This window comes from Streptomyces sp. NPDC014861 (genome assembly GCF_043081625.1).
In the GTDB taxonomy this organism is placed as follows: domain Bacteria; phylum Actinomycetota; class Actinomycetes; order Streptomycetales; family Streptomycetaceae; genus Streptomyces.
On sequence record NZ_JBIBWV010000009.1, the window covers coordinates 151,590 to 166,029 of the forward strand.

General features: G+C 71.2%; 12 protein-coding genes. All 12 read right to left on the bottom strand.

Annotated features, from left to right (window positions below):
• Window positions 1-120: 120 nt before the first annotated feature.
• The 12 genes from ACF1BN_RS20665 to ACF1BN_RS20720 all read right to left on the bottom strand — a co-directional run bounded on the left by ACF1BN_RS20665 (window position 121) and on the right by ACF1BN_RS20720 (window position 14,029).
• Complete coding sequence (locus ACF1BN_RS20665; protein WP_392333022.1) at window positions 121-495, bottom strand: hypothetical protein; 375 nt, start codon at window positions 493-495, stop codon at window positions 121-123.
• Window positions 495-2,243 carry a hypothetical protein gene (locus tag ACF1BN_RS20670; protein ID WP_392333023.1) on the bottom strand — a complete coding sequence of 583 codons (1,749 nt, stop codon included), beginning with the start codon at window positions 2,241-2,243 and terminating at the stop codon, window positions 495-497. The genes ACF1BN_RS20665 and ACF1BN_RS20670 overlap by 1 nt, the downstream gene beginning before the upstream one ends.
• The gene (locus ACF1BN_RS20675; RefSeq protein ID WP_392333024.1) at window positions 2,234-2,659 is read right to left on the bottom strand and encodes a hypothetical protein; all 426 of its coding nucleotides are present in this window, start codon (window positions 2,657-2,659) and stop codon (window positions 2,234-2,236) included. The genes ACF1BN_RS20670 and ACF1BN_RS20675 overlap by 10 nt, the downstream gene beginning before the upstream one ends.
• Window positions 2,656-3,165, bottom strand: coding sequence for a hypothetical protein (locus tag ACF1BN_RS20680; RefSeq protein WP_392333025.1), 510 nt, complete (start codon window positions 3,163-3,165; stop codon window positions 2,656-2,658). Before ACF1BN_RS20680 ends, ACF1BN_RS20675 begins: the two co-directional genes overlap by 4 nt.
• Before the next feature lie 22 nt (window positions 3,166-3,187).
• Entirely contained in the window at window positions 3,188-7,492 is a 4,305-nt protein-coding gene (locus ACF1BN_RS20685; protein WP_392333026.1) for an AHH domain-containing protein, read from the bottom strand.
• Complete coding sequence (locus ACF1BN_RS20690) at window positions 7,489-7,689, bottom strand: hypothetical protein (protein ID WP_392333027.1); 201 nt, start codon at window positions 7,687-7,689, stop codon at window positions 7,489-7,491. Before ACF1BN_RS20690 ends, ACF1BN_RS20685 begins: the two co-directional genes overlap by 4 nt.
• Window positions 7,690-7,711: 22 nt before the next feature.
• Entirely contained in the window at window positions 7,712-7,909 is a 198-nt protein-coding gene (locus ACF1BN_RS20695) for a hypothetical protein (protein WP_392333028.1), read from the bottom strand.
• 18 nt (window positions 7,910-7,927) lie between these two features.
• The gene (locus tag ACF1BN_RS20700; RefSeq protein WP_359533215.1) at window positions 7,928-8,326 is read right to left on the bottom strand and encodes a hypothetical protein; all 399 of its coding nucleotides are present in this window, start codon (window positions 8,324-8,326) and stop codon (window positions 7,928-7,930) included.
• A gap of 11 nt (window positions 8,327-8,337) precedes the next feature.
• Window positions 8,338-9,657: a hypothetical protein gene (locus tag ACF1BN_RS20705; protein WP_392333029.1), complete on the bottom strand. Its 1,320-nt coding sequence runs from the start codon at window positions 9,655-9,657 to the stop codon at window positions 8,338-8,340.
• Window positions 9,658-9,732: 75 nt separating this feature from the next.
• A complete protein-coding gene (locus ACF1BN_RS20710) occupies window positions 9,733-10,494 on the bottom strand; it encodes a hypothetical protein (protein ID WP_392333030.1) in 762 nt (253 codons plus the stop codon).
• A gap of 50 nt (window positions 10,495-10,544) precedes the next feature.
• Window positions 10,545-13,322: a hypothetical protein gene (locus ACF1BN_RS20715; RefSeq protein ID WP_392333031.1), complete on the bottom strand. Its 2,778-nt coding sequence runs from the start codon at window positions 13,320-13,322 to the stop codon at window positions 10,545-10,547.
• A 71-nt stretch (window positions 13,323-13,393) separates the two neighbouring features.
• The gene (locus ACF1BN_RS20720) at window positions 13,394-14,029 is read right to left on the bottom strand and encodes a hypothetical protein (protein ID WP_392333032.1); all 636 of its coding nucleotides are present in this window, start codon (window positions 14,027-14,029) and stop codon (window positions 13,394-13,396) included.
• Window positions 14,030-14,440: the final 411 nt, after the last annotated feature.

Below are 14,440 nucleotides of genomic sequence, written 5' to 3' on the forward strand. Positions count from 1 at the left end.
CAGTGCCGGGGAGCGGGACGGTGTCCGGCGGAGGCGGGGCGGGGCCAGCCCCGAGGGGGTCGCCGGGGCGGCCTCCGCTCGTGGGGTCGCCGTGTCGTCGCTGTGGCGCGTCGCCGGACATCACCGAGTCTCCAGTACGGCCTGGCCGGGGTCGGCGACCGTCCAGCGGTCGGTTCCCAGGCCGCTGACGGCGAGTCCGCCGGCTGTGGCGAGCAGGACCGGGGTGCCGCCGACGGTCAGGCTGGTCGACCAACCCTCGGGGGTGGCCGGGGACATGGTGCAGGGGTGGAATCCGCCGGCCGACGCAGGGGCCGTGCAGGGTGAGACCATGCCCGGTACGGGGGTGCTCGGCGAGCCGAACACCAGACCGCCCTCCTTGCCGGCGAGCACGACCCTCCTGCCCTTGACCGTGACCCGGGGGTCGCCGGTCAGGAGTCTCAGCCGGCCCTGGTGGTTGCATCGGACGATCGCGCCTTCGACGAGTACGAGAGGCATCAGCTGATCGCCACCTTCCCCTTGCCGATCGTGACGGTCACTCCGCCGGACGTGAGCACCACGTCGTGCGATCCGCCGTCGACGGTGACGTTCCCGTCGTCGTCGATCTTGATGGTGGTGCCCGATTTGTGGGTGAGCAGGAAGACCCCGGCGTCCCCTTCCTTCGGCCGCTCGCCGACCTCGGCGCAGAGGTCCCGGCCGATCGCGATCTTGAGGCCGATCGCCTCCACGACCCTTCGGCCGTCCGCGGCTATCAGGTCGTTGACGCCTTTGCCGGTGGGGCGCGCGGTGCCGGAGCCGCTGGTGAGGCCGGTGGGCAGACAGAGCCACCAGTCGCCCTCCTCTGCCTTGGGGCGTTCGGTCTTGGGGTCGTCGGGCCACAGGAAGCCGGTCACCACGGTGTCGTCGGTGTTGTCCCGTACCTGGTTGAGCAGGGCGCGCATGCCCTCGTACACCGGGACCGACAGGCCGACCTTGTGCCAGGCGAACGGCGAGGCGACGGGCTTGTCGCGGCGCTTCGGGTCGCCGCCGGTGATCGGCAGATCGACACTGGGCGAGGCCATCGCCTCGTTGGGCCGCTGGCCGCTCAGCACGGTCGCCACCCGCCGGGCCGGCTCGGCCCGGTCGATGACGCCGACGTCGACGGACGGGTTGACGGCGGCGTGCTCCTGGGCCTTGCCGGAGATCAGGTCGGCGATCGAGTGGGCGGTGGCCTTGCGGGCCAGCTCGCTGCGCCGGTGGTTGCCGCCCTCCATGTCGAACTCCACCGCCCGGCCGCCACAGGTGTATCCGCCGCGCGGCGAGAACGTGTGGGTGAGCTGGAGGATCCGGAAGCCGCGGAAGGGGCTCGCGTACCCCTCCACACCGGCCGCCACCATCATGCCCGCGCGGAGCGAGGGGGCACCGAGCACCGTGAAGTCGAAGGCCTCCACCTTGGCCGGGTCCTTCGGGTCGGTGTCGACGGCCTGTCTGCCGACCGTGCCCAACTGGGCGGGCCGGAACTCGGCGAGCCGGGCGACCGTCATCGTCTTCGGCACGACGAGGCACTCCTCACCGCCGATCGCGGCGGCGAGTGCGGCCACCGGGGGGATGTCGGGGAACCGTCCGGCGGGCGGGTGCACGACGTTCTTGCCGCACTGCAGGGTGCCGTCCTGGACGAGGATCTCGTACGCGTACTGGTCGGCGACCGCCCGGAGCAGCGTGAAGGCGTTCTTGCCGGTCTTGGTGATCTCGCGGAGGTAGGCGCAGGGTTCCGGCAACCCCACGACGTCGACCCCGGCGAGCCCCGCGATGTGCGTCGCCGCGTCGTGGGGGGTCGTCTCGGGCAGCGAGAAGCCGGCCCTGGGCGGATCGCTTCCCGGATCGGTGCGGGCGAGCAGCCGGTAGGCGGCCTCCTCGTAGCCGGTGAGGCGGATGGCCAGCGGGGGGTAGCGGGTCGAGGACCTGATCGCGTCGACCCGGCCGGACAGGACCGTCTCCCGACCGGAGGGGTCGTCCAGGTAGCCGAGGCGGATGTCGACGTCGATCCCGCCCTCGGGACCGGCCTTCTTCTCCCCGAGCGCCCCGGTCAGCTTCTTGTGCAGGTCGAGCGGCAGATCGGCGAAGGTGATGTCGAACGTGCCGGGTTCACCGATCTCGTACTTGACGACGATCTCGGCGTCCGCGAGCACCGACCCGCTCCGGACGTCGTTCGAGACCTTCAGCCGCAGGGTCGGGAAGTCGATCGTGTACCAGAGGATCACGCCCATCGCCGTGCCACCCCGATCACGATCTCGGAGCCGTAGTGGCCGCCGCCGTTGAGGTTGCCGCGGGCCACGACCGCCTGGACCAGCTTGAGCGCGAGCGGGCCCGCCTGGTGGACGAGGTCGGGTTCGGGCACGAGCTTGCCGAGGAAGAGCACCCGCGGCCCCCCGGAACCGGGTCCTGTCACGCGAAGCACCAGGTGACCGGGGGGCGTGGGCTGCAGTCCGGGATCCATCGGCTGCGGGACCCGGCTCCACTCGGCGAGGTCGTACAGCGTCTCCGGCGGATCGTCCTCGCCGTCCTCGAAGTTGGCGTAGAGGGCGAAGTCGAAGGCGGTGTCCCCGACCGGGCAGCGGAACACCTGGGGAAGCCCGGCGTCGGGTTCGACCGGCAGGCGGTGGAAGAGCGGTTCGACGGTCACAGCCCACCTCCCAGCTGGCGGCCCGGCGGGATCATCTCGCTCACGGCGGGGATCGCGGCGGAACCGGCGGCCAGCGCGAGGTCCAGGGCGTCCCCGAGGACGGCGGTCAGGCTGGAGCGCGGCACCTGTTCCAGGTTGATGGTGACGTCCAGGGCGTCCCGCTTCTGGTTCGACTGGGTGAATCGCAGACTGGTGATCTGCATGTCGAGGCTGACCGTCATCCCGCAGACCACCGGCAGTCCGGCCAGCTTCATCAAGGGCGCCGTGGAACCCGCCAGCGCGCGCGAGGTCAGCGCCATCGCCTCCAGGCCCTTCTTGGACAGCAGCCGGGTCCTGCCGACGAGCACGGCCTCGACGCTGATCGTCCGGGTCGTCGGCGAGACCAGCTGCGCCAGGCGGCTGCCCGCGATCCTGGCCACCTGATAGCCCTCGCTGAGGGACAGGCTGGTGACCGTGAACAGCGGTACCGCTCCGATCAGGACGGGAACGTTCACACCGGCGGGCATGGTCCGCGCCTCCGTCGCCTTGTCATCTCTCCCGCGCCTCCTTCGGTACGCTCATCCGCTTGGCGGCCGACCTCGACGGTTCCCCGACGACCTCGTCGAGCTCCTCGCCCAGGTCGACGCGTACGCGGGTGGCGGGCTCCTCGGGCGAACCGGCCGGTTCGGCGGGCACGGCCGGGGTGGCATCCTCCGTGGCCACGCGCTGCCGCACCGGGGGTTCGGGGTCAGGTTCGGGTACGGGTTCCGGCTCGCGTACGGGTACGGGTACGGGTTCCGGCTCGCGTACGGGCTCGGCCTGCGGCTCGGGTGCCGGTTCGCGTACAGGTCCCGATTCCGGCTTCTGTTGCACCGGCTCGGGCTGCGGCTGATGTTCCGCAGGTTCCGCGGGCTGCTTCGGGGCGGGCTTCGGCTTCTGCTGCTGGGGCTTCGGCTGTGCCCCGGACGCGGGCGGGGGCTTCGGTGCCGCCGCACGCGCCGCAGGTTTCGGTTTCGGCTTGGGCTTGGGCTTCGGAGCGGGCGTGAGCCCGGCGTTCGGGGCCGCCTTCCGGGGTGCCGCCGGTACCCTCCGCCTCCGCGGCGGGGCCGTCACGTTCTTGAGGGCCTCCAGCTGCTCCGCCTCCGTCAACCACTCCAGGTTGTGCCGGTTCTCGGCGAACCACTGGGCGAAGTTCTGCTTGTCCGCCCCCCGCGCGGGCCCGGGGTCCTTCCACCCTTGGTTGCTGATGAGTTCTTCCTTGATCCTGGACATCTCGTGGATGACCCCCTCCCGACCGGCCTGCTTCCTGGCCTCGACCAGACGACGGGTCATCTCCTTGTAGTAGTTGTCCGTGTGAAGCGTCTGGTGACGGGTGCCGGCCTCGGCGACGATCTTCGGGTCCATGGAGGTACGGGGCAGATAGACGCCGTTGAGAGGATCGTCGCGCGGGGTGATCCCGGCCCATTCGAGGATCTCCCGCGCCGGCCCGGCGCGCCGGTCGCTGTACGCGAAGATGTGGTGCGCGTCGTGCCCGTACGGCTGGTGCTGTCCGATCTCCTCCATGCGTGCCGCCAGATCCCGCGACGCCCGCTCGGCCTCCCCCGTCTTCGACCTGAGCTCCTCGCGTACGCCGAGCGCTTCCGGCGGCACCTCGTCCGGCTCGTGGTGCAGCGCCTTGGACTCGCGCCCCGCCTTGGCCTCGGCCTCGGCCATCAGCTCGGCGACCTGTCCTTCGACCGTGCCCTGCCTCGCGAGCCCCTCCTCGAACCGTTCCAGGTGCTCCATCGCCCGGGCGGGGTCGGTCTCGGAGATGCGCCGGATCTGCCGCAGCCCCTCCTCCATCCGCCGCCGGTTCTTGAGCCCGGCCTTCGGGAAGCGTCGGCGCAGCTCGTCGATCCGGTCCAGCACGGGGGCCCGTTCGGCGGCCGTGGCCTTGACGCGCGGCGCCCGTGGCGGCGGATCCACCCTCCGCCACGCCCCCTTCTTGCCTCGCGCGAGGTCGTCCAGGAACGTGCTGAACTCCACCGCCCTGCCGCTCGCGAGGTCCTTCTCCCGGATCTTCTGGAGCCGGGACAGCATGGCGTCGAGCGCCTCCGGACCGCCGGCGGCGCGGCCGTGCATCTCGCGGACGATGTCGATCCCGTACTGGTGGACGGCCTCCATGCGCCGGCTCTCGCCGGCGAGCGCCGCCAGGAGATCCGCCTTGACCTCGGCGTTGGCCCCGATCCGGCCGAAGCCGATGCGGTCCAGCATCCTGGTGAACCGGGCGCCCTCGCCTTCCGGGACGGCGTCGACGATCCTGCCGACCTCGGCGATCTCGAAGCCGTCCTTCCCGGCCAGTCGTCCGAAGGCGTGCGCCAGCTCGGGTGTGACACCGCCCGCCTTGGCGCCGAGCCGGTGCAGGACCGCGGCCTTGCGTTCCACGTCGGCGGTGACCGGGCCGAGGCGCGGGTGTTCGAGGAGCCAGGCCAGCGTGCTGCCCTTGGGCACGTCGACCTCGCCGAGGGCCGCTCCGAGGCGGGCTCCGTCCTCTTCCGGCAGCATCAGCAGGAGTTCTGCCAGGGCGTGTTCGTCCTTGAGCCCCTTCAGCGCGGCGCTGCCGGCGTGCAGGGCCTCGGCGACCCGGGTGAACCGGGCCGCGATCTGCTCCCCCTCCAGCGCGCGGAGCACCTTCAGGAAGCGGAGGATGGCGACGAGCCGCTCGATCTTGGCCAGCGCCTCGACGACGGCCTTGATCTCGGAGATCCAGGTCAGCGCCTCGATGATCACGGCCCACTTGATCCTCGTCACCGCGCGCGGGCCGACTCCGAGGAGCGCCGCTCCGCGCAGCCCGTCGACGAGCGCCGTCCCGATGTGGTGGACGAGCGCCTGCAACTCCTTCATCGAGGGCTGATGGCCCCAGCCCGCGAGTTCGCAGATGACGAGGAGTCGCACGAGCTGGAAGAGTCCGGAGAGGACCTTCTCGGGCTGGGTCAGCATCATCTTGAGGGCTTCGAGCGAGGACAGGACGAAGCCCGCCGCCGCGCGGGCCGCCTCCTCGAACTCGATCATCCGCTTGAGGCCGATGACGGCGGTCTCCTCCTGGTCGACCGTCCGCGCGAGCCCGGCGTCGTGCCGCAGCGACAGGCCGAGCGCCTCTTCCAGCAGCCTGACGAACTCCCGCCCGGTGAGCGGCTTGTCGTCGCCGAACCGCTTGCCGACCACCGTGAGCAGCTCCCACAGTTCGGGCCCCATGTCGGCGAAGAGTTGCTCGTACAGACCCGCCTGGATCAGCCGTCCCCGGACGGCCTGCAAGGCGTCGAGCCCTTCCAGCGAGAGCATGATCTGGATGATCGCGTGCCGTTGTTCCTCGAAGGTCCACGCCTTGATGAGGATCTCCAAGTACTTCGCCCTCGTCTCGGTGTCCGCCAGGGCGAACGTCCTGGCGTTCATGTCGCTCAGCTGGGCGGCGGCCTTCGCGGCTGACGCGTCGTCCCCGGCGAGACCGGAGTCCACCAGCCGGTCGAGTTCCTGGAAGGTGTGGACCCGCAGCTGCTCGGGCGTCAGCCACGGCTCCGTCTGCGAGGCGCTGATCCGCAGCCAGCGGCTGCCCTCCTGCTTGCTGCCGTACAGCCAGCCTCGTTCCTTGGTCCAGAGCAGGTTCACCCCGTAGCGGTGGCCGTCCAGGGTGGTGACGGTGGACAGCACGGAGATGCCCTTGAACAGGCTGATCTCCTGCCCTTCCAGTCGCGTCCTCCCCACGGCGTCGCCGATGGTCTCGTCCGTGACGGTCGGCGAGGTGGCGACGGCCCAGTGGAGGCTCTCCCGGGTGCCGAGGGGTCCTTCGAGCACGGCGAAGGAGCGTGCGCCGAACAGGTGGTCACCGAGCTGAACGGCGTGGACGAGGCTGCGCGCACGCGCGTGCCGGGTCGCCTCGCCGAGCATCACGAGCTGCGTGGCGCCGATGACCATGACGGCCCGGCCGTCGACGGGGCTCGGGCCCGGGACGACCTCGCTCGGCGAGCGTTCCTCGTTCACCACGGTCACGTCGGCATCCGCCTCGGGAACCTCCTCGGAGGCGTCCCCGGCATCCTCTGCGTCCGCTGTCCCTCCTGTATCTCCTGTGCCTCCTGTGTCCCTGATGTCCCCGGTGGTCGCCCCGGGGGCAGTCGCCCCGGAGGACGTCTCCACGGGCTCGGCCGTCGCCGGCACGGGCGCCGACCGCGGCACGGTGGAGGAGGGCGGGGCGGGGGGCGTCGGCGGAGGCGCGCCGGTGGGCGACACCGCCGGCACCGACGGCTGCGCGGCGCCCGTCCGCTGTTCGCCCCGGTCCTCCCCCGTACCGGTCTCGGGCGTGGGCTCGGGCTCGGTCCGGGGTCGGGGTTCCGGTTCGGACGCGGCTCCGACGGACCCCTCGGGTTCTCCCTCTCCCGGGTCGGGGACGGCCACCGCGAAGGTGAGGCGGCTGCGACCGTGCGACGTGGTCCCGGCCGGTGCCCCGCGCTCGCCCGGCCCGTCCTCGACGACCCCGTCCCCGGCGGTGTCGTCCGCGCTCGCCTCGCCCTCGACGGGCGCGTCGTCCTCGACGACGAGAGGCGCTTCGACGACGGCCGGCGGTGGCCGCCACGGAGGTCCGGTGGCGGTGGCCAGGTGGTTCGGCGCGTCGTTCAGCCCGCCCTCCGACCGGTCGTCCCGCTGTACCGCCGAGGCGACCGCGCGCAGCAGGAGCGCCGCCAGCCGCCCTTCGTCTGCGCGCAGCCGCGTGTCCCCGGTGAAGGTGACCGAGGTCGGCAGGTGGAGTCGCCGGTACGCCACCCCCCGCACCACCGTCCCTCCGGCGGCGGTGTCCGGTGCGGCCACCACGGGCGGGTTCACGGCGCCCTCCACGAGGAGAACGCGGCCTCGGCCGGGACGATGTCGGGGTATCCCGCTTCGGCGACCGTGGCCCGGGCCAGCCGAAGCCGTGCCGCCAGCGCCTTCTCCAGCACCGGGCCGAGGCGTTCGAGAGCGGCGGGTGTCGGGGTGCCGGTGATTCTCACGGTGATCTCGAAGTGGCAGGTGATCGTGGGCATGGGAACGCTCCTGGCCGCGCGCTCAGCTGAGGGCCTCGTGCAGGGCGTCCCAGACCTCGGCGACGAGGTCGCGGCGGGTCTCCTCGGCGATGTCCCCGGCCACCACCACCTCGATCGGGAAGTGGAAGTGGAGCTCCGCCTCGGGACCGGAGACCACGGCGGGCTCCGGTCGCCCGGCCTCGGGCGGCGTGCCCTGGGGTTCGACGTCCTGCTGCGACATGGGGGCTTCGCCTTCCGGTCAGGCGCTGGTGGGGGTGACTTCCAGGCAGACGCAGTTGAAGGTGGTCGTCGGCACGCCGTCGATGACGATCGTGCTGGCGGCGGAGGTGATGTAGCAGTCGTTGAAGACGATCTGCTGGAACGTCCAGTCGCTGCCCGAGGCCTCCTGGACCCCGATGTTGAAGCTCTTGTGCTCCAGGGCCATCTGGGTCAGCTTGGCGACGACCGGGCCGATCGCCTTCACCGCCATGGAGAAGGTGAAGGCTTTGGGCTGGACGACGTGGGCGACGTTGTCGGCCTCCAGCGAGTGCAGGGGTTGCACCGGGCTGTTGAAGGTCGGGTTGAACGAGTCGATGGGGGTGACCACGGTGGTGTCGATCATCACCGTCAGTCTGGTGTCCCACTTGACCTCGGTCATCACTGCGCTCCTTAACCCTTGAGGGCCAGCTTGACGGCGATCTGGTGGATCACGCCCGCGTAGACGACCGAGACCTCCATGTCGACCTTCCTGGTGCTGCGTCCGGTCCCGATCTGCTCGACCTCCTCGGGGCTGAGCGTGGCGGGTTCCCGCTCCAGCAGCACGAGGAGCGGGATGTGGATGACGTACTCCTCGATGACGTCCCGGCTCACCAGCGGGGAGAGCACGCTCTGGACGAGTGTGACGACCGTGCGCAGCCCCGGGCGGTCGATGCGGATGTCTCCGATGGCCTGGATCAGCGCGGCCTTGATCCGGAAGCTGATGTCGTCGAGGGTGCGCACGATGTCGACGTACTTCTTGTTCCCGGCCGGGCTGGCGGTGAGGCCCTCGCCCATGTAGAGGGCGTGGCCCGGGAGCATGACGGGGCTGGTGACCCAGTTGATGGACTTCTCGTAGTACTCCTCGACCTCGGTGGCCGAGAAGAGGCCGGACATCCCCATGTTGAGGGGCTTGAGCAGCAGGGAGACGTGCGGTTCATGGCCCGCGATCACGCCCGCGACGGCCGCGGCCACGTCGTCCGTGGATTCCTTGTGGGCGATCAGCACCATGCGGTCGGTCTTGATCGCTCCGGTGTTCCGCCCCACCTGCACGGCCTGCGTCTCGGTGGGGTCCAGCGCGGCGACGCCGATGCGTTCCTTGCCGTCCCCACCGGTGTTGGAGACCGCCACGACGTGCTTGGCGAGGAGTTCGACCGGGTGGTCGGTGGCGGGGGTCGCGTTGAGGGGGGTTCTCGCCAGGACGAGGATCTGCACCGGCAGGTCCTCGGCCTGCGTGAACGCGGCGCCCCAGTCCGGGGTGGCCGGGTCCACCTCGATGCCCCAGACGCGGGTCGGGGGCGGTGTCTGCCGGAAGGCGGTGGCGATGGCGAGGGCGACGTCGTTGGGCTTCTCCCACACCAGCGGGTCACCGCTCGGGTGCTCCTCGGCCAGGCCGGCTTCGAGGGTCCAGGTGAAGACGTTCCCTTCTGCCGGGGCGACCGACTTGACGGTGAGGAACTCGGTCTTCTCGCCCTTGCCGATCCTGACGCGGGTGCCGTCCGGGAAGCTCGCGGCCGCGGTGACAGTGGTGGCGGACTTGTCGGCCTTGGCCGTGAGCCTCGTCACTCCCTTCGGGTACGCCGTCGCGGCCTCGCCCGGATAGGTGAAGGACCGGGCGGTGGTGGCGCCCCTCCCGATGGCCCCCTTGCCGAGGACGAGGATGTCCCCGAAGGCTCTGGTGGCGGGTGCGAAGAGTTCACTGCTCGCCGTGACAGTGACGTAGTTGAACGGCATCGACTGCTCCTCACCGTGTGCGCGCCCGGCTCCACGGGGGGGGGCGGGCGGGGCGCGGCCGGTGACCGCGGGCTCTCAGGGTGCCGTCTCGAAGGCGGCGACGTATCCCTGGGTCGCCAGCAGATCTCCGACCAGTTGCTCGGTCGTCCGTGACGGTTCGTCGGTCGCGGTGGCCGGGAAGACCGCGAGCCACGCGCTGGAGGCGAGCGGGGTGCCGGCGTCCTGGGCCGCCGGACGGGGGCTCGCCGCGTCGACCGCCCGCTTGGCCTGGCCGAGCCGGCGCAGCGCGTCGGCGAGGTCGAGGCGGTCGAAGAAGAGCGCCGAGACCCGCAAGGGAAGGCTGCGGGCGGGCGCCGTCGGGTCGAAGGGGGGTGGTTCGGCGTACCGGAGCCCGTAGGGCCGCTCGTACGCGTCCTGGCGTGGCGGGGCACCTTCGGGCGTCGTCCAGGCCGCCTCCGCCTCGACGGAGGCGAGGAGGCTGTCGGCCGGGGCGGCCTTCACCACGACCACGGTCTCCAGGGCCATGTCGATCCAGTGGACCGCGGGGTTCGCCGGGATCTCGACGGTGGCGCGGGCCTGTTCGGTGAGGGGAAGGGTCTTGTCCCAGGAGCCGCGCACGGCGATCGAGGCGTGGACGGCGGTCTGGAACTCCTGGTGGACGACCTCGACGGACTCCACCGATCTGATGGCGAGGGAGGCGGGGTCGTAGACGGAGACCAGCAGGGACCGCACCCGGTCGCGCTGGGGGTCCGTGGCGGGGACGAGGAGCGACGTCACGTGGTCCGGCACCAGGTACCGGAGCATCAGGTCGTCCGTGAATCCGCTCGTCGCCGCCATCTCGCAGTCACCTCCTCCAGCCTACGCCGGTCTGCCGATCTCCGCGCGTCTCAGCCGGTGTTGGCGTCGGGGAGGCAGTAGGCGCAGCCGTTGTAGCCGTGGGCCCGCGCCTCCTCCAGCCGGGCGAAGGGGAGCCGGTGCGCGCGGGAGAGCTTCTCGAAGAAGGGGCAGGTCGCGATGTGCAGTTCGTGGCTCTTCGGGTTGCCGAAGAAGTACTCCGAGAGGTCCTTGACCGCGGTGATCTCGATCGTCATGCGTCCGGCCACTTCGTCGTCCTGGATCTGGGTGGCGACGAAGGGGTACCGCTTGAGGTGTTCGGCCTCGTGGGCGAAGTCGATGACGAGGTCGGCCACCACCTCGTCCTCGGCGCCGAGCCGGAAGCCCTCGATGAGCGCCTTGTGTCCGCCCGTCATCCGGAGCGTGGAGCGGAGTTCTCCGGACTCCGTCACAGCGATGTCGGTGAGCTCGGAGGCCTTCACGAGGCTGCTCAGCGTCCGGACGGTGATCTGGGTGTCCGGGGGCATCTCCTTGGCGTCCAGCTCCCAGGCGCCGTCCGTGTCCACCGGCGCGCCGCGGAGCGTGAGGGACAGCCGGGTCTGGCCGCCGAGGACGGACATGCGGGGGGAGACGTTGCGCTGGCCCACGTTGTTGTTCTGGCGCACGAGCTGGTCGTGTGCCAGCAGCTGGCCGGACATGGCGGCGCCGGCGGGGTCGTCCGGGCCGTGCACGATGGCGATCAGGCATTCGTGGCCTGCGGCCTCGGGGACGTAGAGGAAGGGGCCGACCCGCACCGATCCGCCGGGCGGGATCGCCTGGTGGACGACCTGCGAACCGATGGACTTGAAGTGGCTGGGCCAGGTCATGCCGGTTCCCGGCTTGCAGTGGTGGGTGTCGACGCTGAAGCGGTCGGCGCCGGCCGGGGCGGAGCCCCGGTTGTGCACCCGGACGTAGAGGTAGTTCGGCTGGTTGAGGATGGGGTCCTGGTGGCCGGCCGCCGGATCGTCGCCCTCCAGTGCGTTGCGGACCCAGATGTCGGGCGACTGCCAGGTCGGGTCGTCGCCGGTGCCGCTCGGGATGGCGCCGGTGTCTCCGGGCCGATCGGCGATGTACACGTCCACGATCGGCTTCGGCCAGAGGCCCTGGTCGGAGAAGACGTTGTTCATCAGGCTCTCGTACAGGCCGCCGTGGAGCGTGGCGTCCACGGAGATGAGGGTCTCGGCCAGGTGGACGGCGTTCTTCCTGCTGTCCCTGACGTCCTGCCCCAGGCGCGGGATCAGCCCGAGGAGCAGCTTGGTCATCCTGTCGCCGGCCTTCTTCCGCGCGGCCACCTCCTTCTTGTCGCCGCCCATGCCGAGGTAGCACCGCCACAGCCCGGAGGCCAGCATGGAGGTGCGTACGTCCGGTGTGTAGTCGTCGAAGTCGGCGTCGTCGAAGCGCTGGGTCAGGTCGAGCCGTCGTCCCTTGCTCCATTCGTCCTGGAGGTTGTTGTCGAAGGGGAACGTCTCGGTCCTGCGGTGTCCCGCGGGGTTGAACCGGTCCCGGAAGATGCCCGCCATGACGTCGCAGACGCTGTGCTCGTACTCCAGGGGGCCGGGCGGTCCCGAGCGAAGCCACTGGACGACGCCGTGCGTGTACTCGTGCACGATGATGCCGAGGTCGGCGGCGCCGGGCACGTGCTTCATGTCGAAGCGGATCCGCGGGGGCGCGGTCGTGCCGATCCACTCGCTGCGGTCGGTGGACGGAGCACCCTGGGGGTCGATCTCGACCGGGACCATGCGGGCGTTGAGGACGGGGTCGCCGAGGCCGCGGAGGTACTGGGCGAAGGTGTCGGTCCAGTAGTACGCGTTCGCGCTGAGGAACGCCTTGTCCTTGACGTGGCTGCCGAACCGGAAGAGCTTCGTGGTGGACGTCGGCTGGAGGAATCCGGAGGCGTCCCAGTCGCTGCACAGGACCCAGTCCCCCTTCAGGTGGAACTGCCCCTGCGCGTCGGCGTCCGCGATGTCCACCTGCACGTCACGGGCGAACTGCTTCAGGGTGTCGTGGGTCGAGATGGAGCTGAGCGTGCCGTCGTTCGACTGTGTCACCGGGTCGGGCATGTACACATCGAGCGTGGCCGTGACGTACCGTCCGGCGACCTCGATCCAGAGGAGCTTCCCCTCCACGGCGTCGACGACGACCCGGAAGTGCTCGAAGGGTCCGGTGGTCTCGACGATGAGGTCGTGGACGAGGTGCAGCCTGCCGTCCGGACGCCGCCTGCCCTTGCGCAGCAGCGCGAGCGGGGCGGTGGGGCGATCCGTCTCCGGCAGCGGGGGCCGGGCGGTGTCCCGCAGGTAGACGAGGTCGTCACGGACGACCTCGGCCGTCGCGTATCCCTTGCGGAACGGCGTGAGGGCGGCCTTCCCGACGAGGTCGGGATCCTGGGCCGCGCTCACGTCGGGGGCCTCGGAGACGTCGGACTCCGTGGCGTTCTCGACCTGTACGACGGCCGCCTGCCGGGTGTCGGCCACCATCTGGAGCATGGCGCCGCGGATCGGGACGTCCTGGTGATACTGCTGGTAGCGGACGTTCAGGGTCCGGGTGTCCCGGTCGGCCGCGACCTCGCGGAGGTCGGCGCGCTCGGTCCCGAGGTCGCTCGCGCGCTCCCGTACGAAGGTGTTGACGGCCCTGCGATCGGTCGGAGCGCGGAAGAGGGTGGCTCCGGGATCGAGGTAGCGTCGCAGGACGCCGTCGGCGCCTCGGTGCTCGCCGACTCCGGGAAAGAACTTCAGCGGTTCGCCGGGCACCGGGCCCGGGTCGTTCCGGAGTCTGCGCTCCTCGTTGCGGCCCATGACGTACTCCTCGGCGCACACGTGTCCAACCCCCCGGCGGCCCACCCCTCAGCGGACGACGGCGGGTTTCGTCACGGGGCCTCCGCGGGGACGCGGGACGGGAGGGTCGGCAGCACGAGGCGTCGGGGATCGGCGGCGAGGACGCGGCCGGAGCGCGCGGCCGAGAAGAGGTTCGGCAGGACGTATGGCTCGGCGGCGTCCAGGTCGACGGTGTGTCTGAGGTCCTGGAGACTCGCGACCGTCAGCCGGCTCAGGGGGTTGCCGCTGCCGTCGACGCTCGGCGACGTCAGTCCGTGGTCGGAGACGGACTCGCGCCAGCGGCTGCCCGCGCTGCCCGTCCCTCCGTCGTCGGCGACGGGGACGGGTGCGGGCGGTTCACCGACCGGGGTCGGTCCGGCCTGGCCGGGGATGTCCGGGACTTGGCCGGTGCCGTCGACCGGGACGCCCTCGGCGTCGATGCGGACGTCGTCGACGATGACGGTGTCGCTGAAGTCCCTTACGATCGCGGTCTCCAGGTCGCCGACGCTCACCCGCGTCCCCCGCTCGGCGGCCTCGGCGAAGACGGCCTTCTGGCCCGGTGTCAGCCCGCGCACGAAGCGGACCTCGATCCGGAAGGGAGAGGTCGTGGCGGCGATCTCCGACGCGCGGGCCCCGTCGGCGACCGCGGTGCACGTCTCGAAGGTCGCGTAGCTCTGCCTGCCACCCATGGCTTCCATTCCCATCGCGTGCGACCGCGTGGTATCCCCCACGACCAGCTTAGACACGTTCCTGTCGAGGGACCACCGGCCAGGGAAGCCCGAAGGCTGTTGCTCGTTCAATCGTGGCACCGGGTCCGGCCGACAGGGCGACATGCTCACAGGACCGGCGCGGAGTGCGCGGCGACCGGGTGCTGCGGCCCGTCATCGGCCGGGACATGCACGGTGGCCACACCCTCTGGGTCTGACGGCTCCGCCCGCGGCGTCCGAAGGACGGCAGCCTCTTCCGGGTGCCCTGCTGACGCGGCCTCAGGGGGACGATGCCCCGGGCCTCCCCGCCAGGTCGGTCCTGAGTCCCCGTCACGGCGGGGCCTCAGGACCGAGGGCAGCGGCCTTCCTCCGAGGGCAACAGCTCACCTCTGG

Coding starts and splice junctions, on each gene's coding strand:
- ACF1BN_RS20665 (WP_392333022.1), bottom strand. CDS start 495: ATGCCTCTCGTACTCGTCGAAGGCGCGATCGTCCGATGCAACCACCAG.
- ACF1BN_RS20715 (WP_392333031.1), bottom strand. CDS start 13,322: ATGGGCCGCAACGAGGAGCGCAGACTCCGGAACGACCCGGGCCCGGTG.
- ACF1BN_RS20680 (WP_392333025.1), bottom strand. CDS start 3,165: ATGCCCGCCGGTGTGAACGTTCCCGTCCTGATCGGAGCGGTACCGCTG.
- ACF1BN_RS20700 (WP_359533215.1), bottom strand. CDS start 8,326: ATGACCGAGGTCAAGTGGGACACCAGACTGACGGTGATGATCGACACC.
- ACF1BN_RS20705 (WP_392333029.1), bottom strand. CDS start 9,657: ATGCCGTTCAACTACGTCACTGTCACGGCGAGCAGTGAACTCTTCGCA.
- ACF1BN_RS20670 (WP_392333023.1), bottom strand. CDS start 2,243: ATGGGCGTGATCCTCTGGTACACGATCGACTTCCCGACCCTGCGGCTG.
- ACF1BN_RS20690 (WP_392333027.1), bottom strand. CDS start 7,689: ATGCCCACGATCACCTGCCACTTCGAGATCACCGTGAGAATCACCGGC.
- ACF1BN_RS20710 (WP_392333030.1), bottom strand. CDS start 10,494: ATGGCGGCGACGAGCGGATTCACGGACGACCTGATGCTCCGGTACCTG.
- ACF1BN_RS20695 (WP_392333028.1), bottom strand. CDS start 7,909: ATGTCGCAGCAGGACGTCGAACCCCAGGGCACGCCGCCCGAGGCCGGG.
- ACF1BN_RS20720 (WP_392333032.1), bottom strand. CDS start 14,029: ATGGGTGGCAGGCAGAGCTACGCGACCTTCGAGACGTGCACCGCGGTC.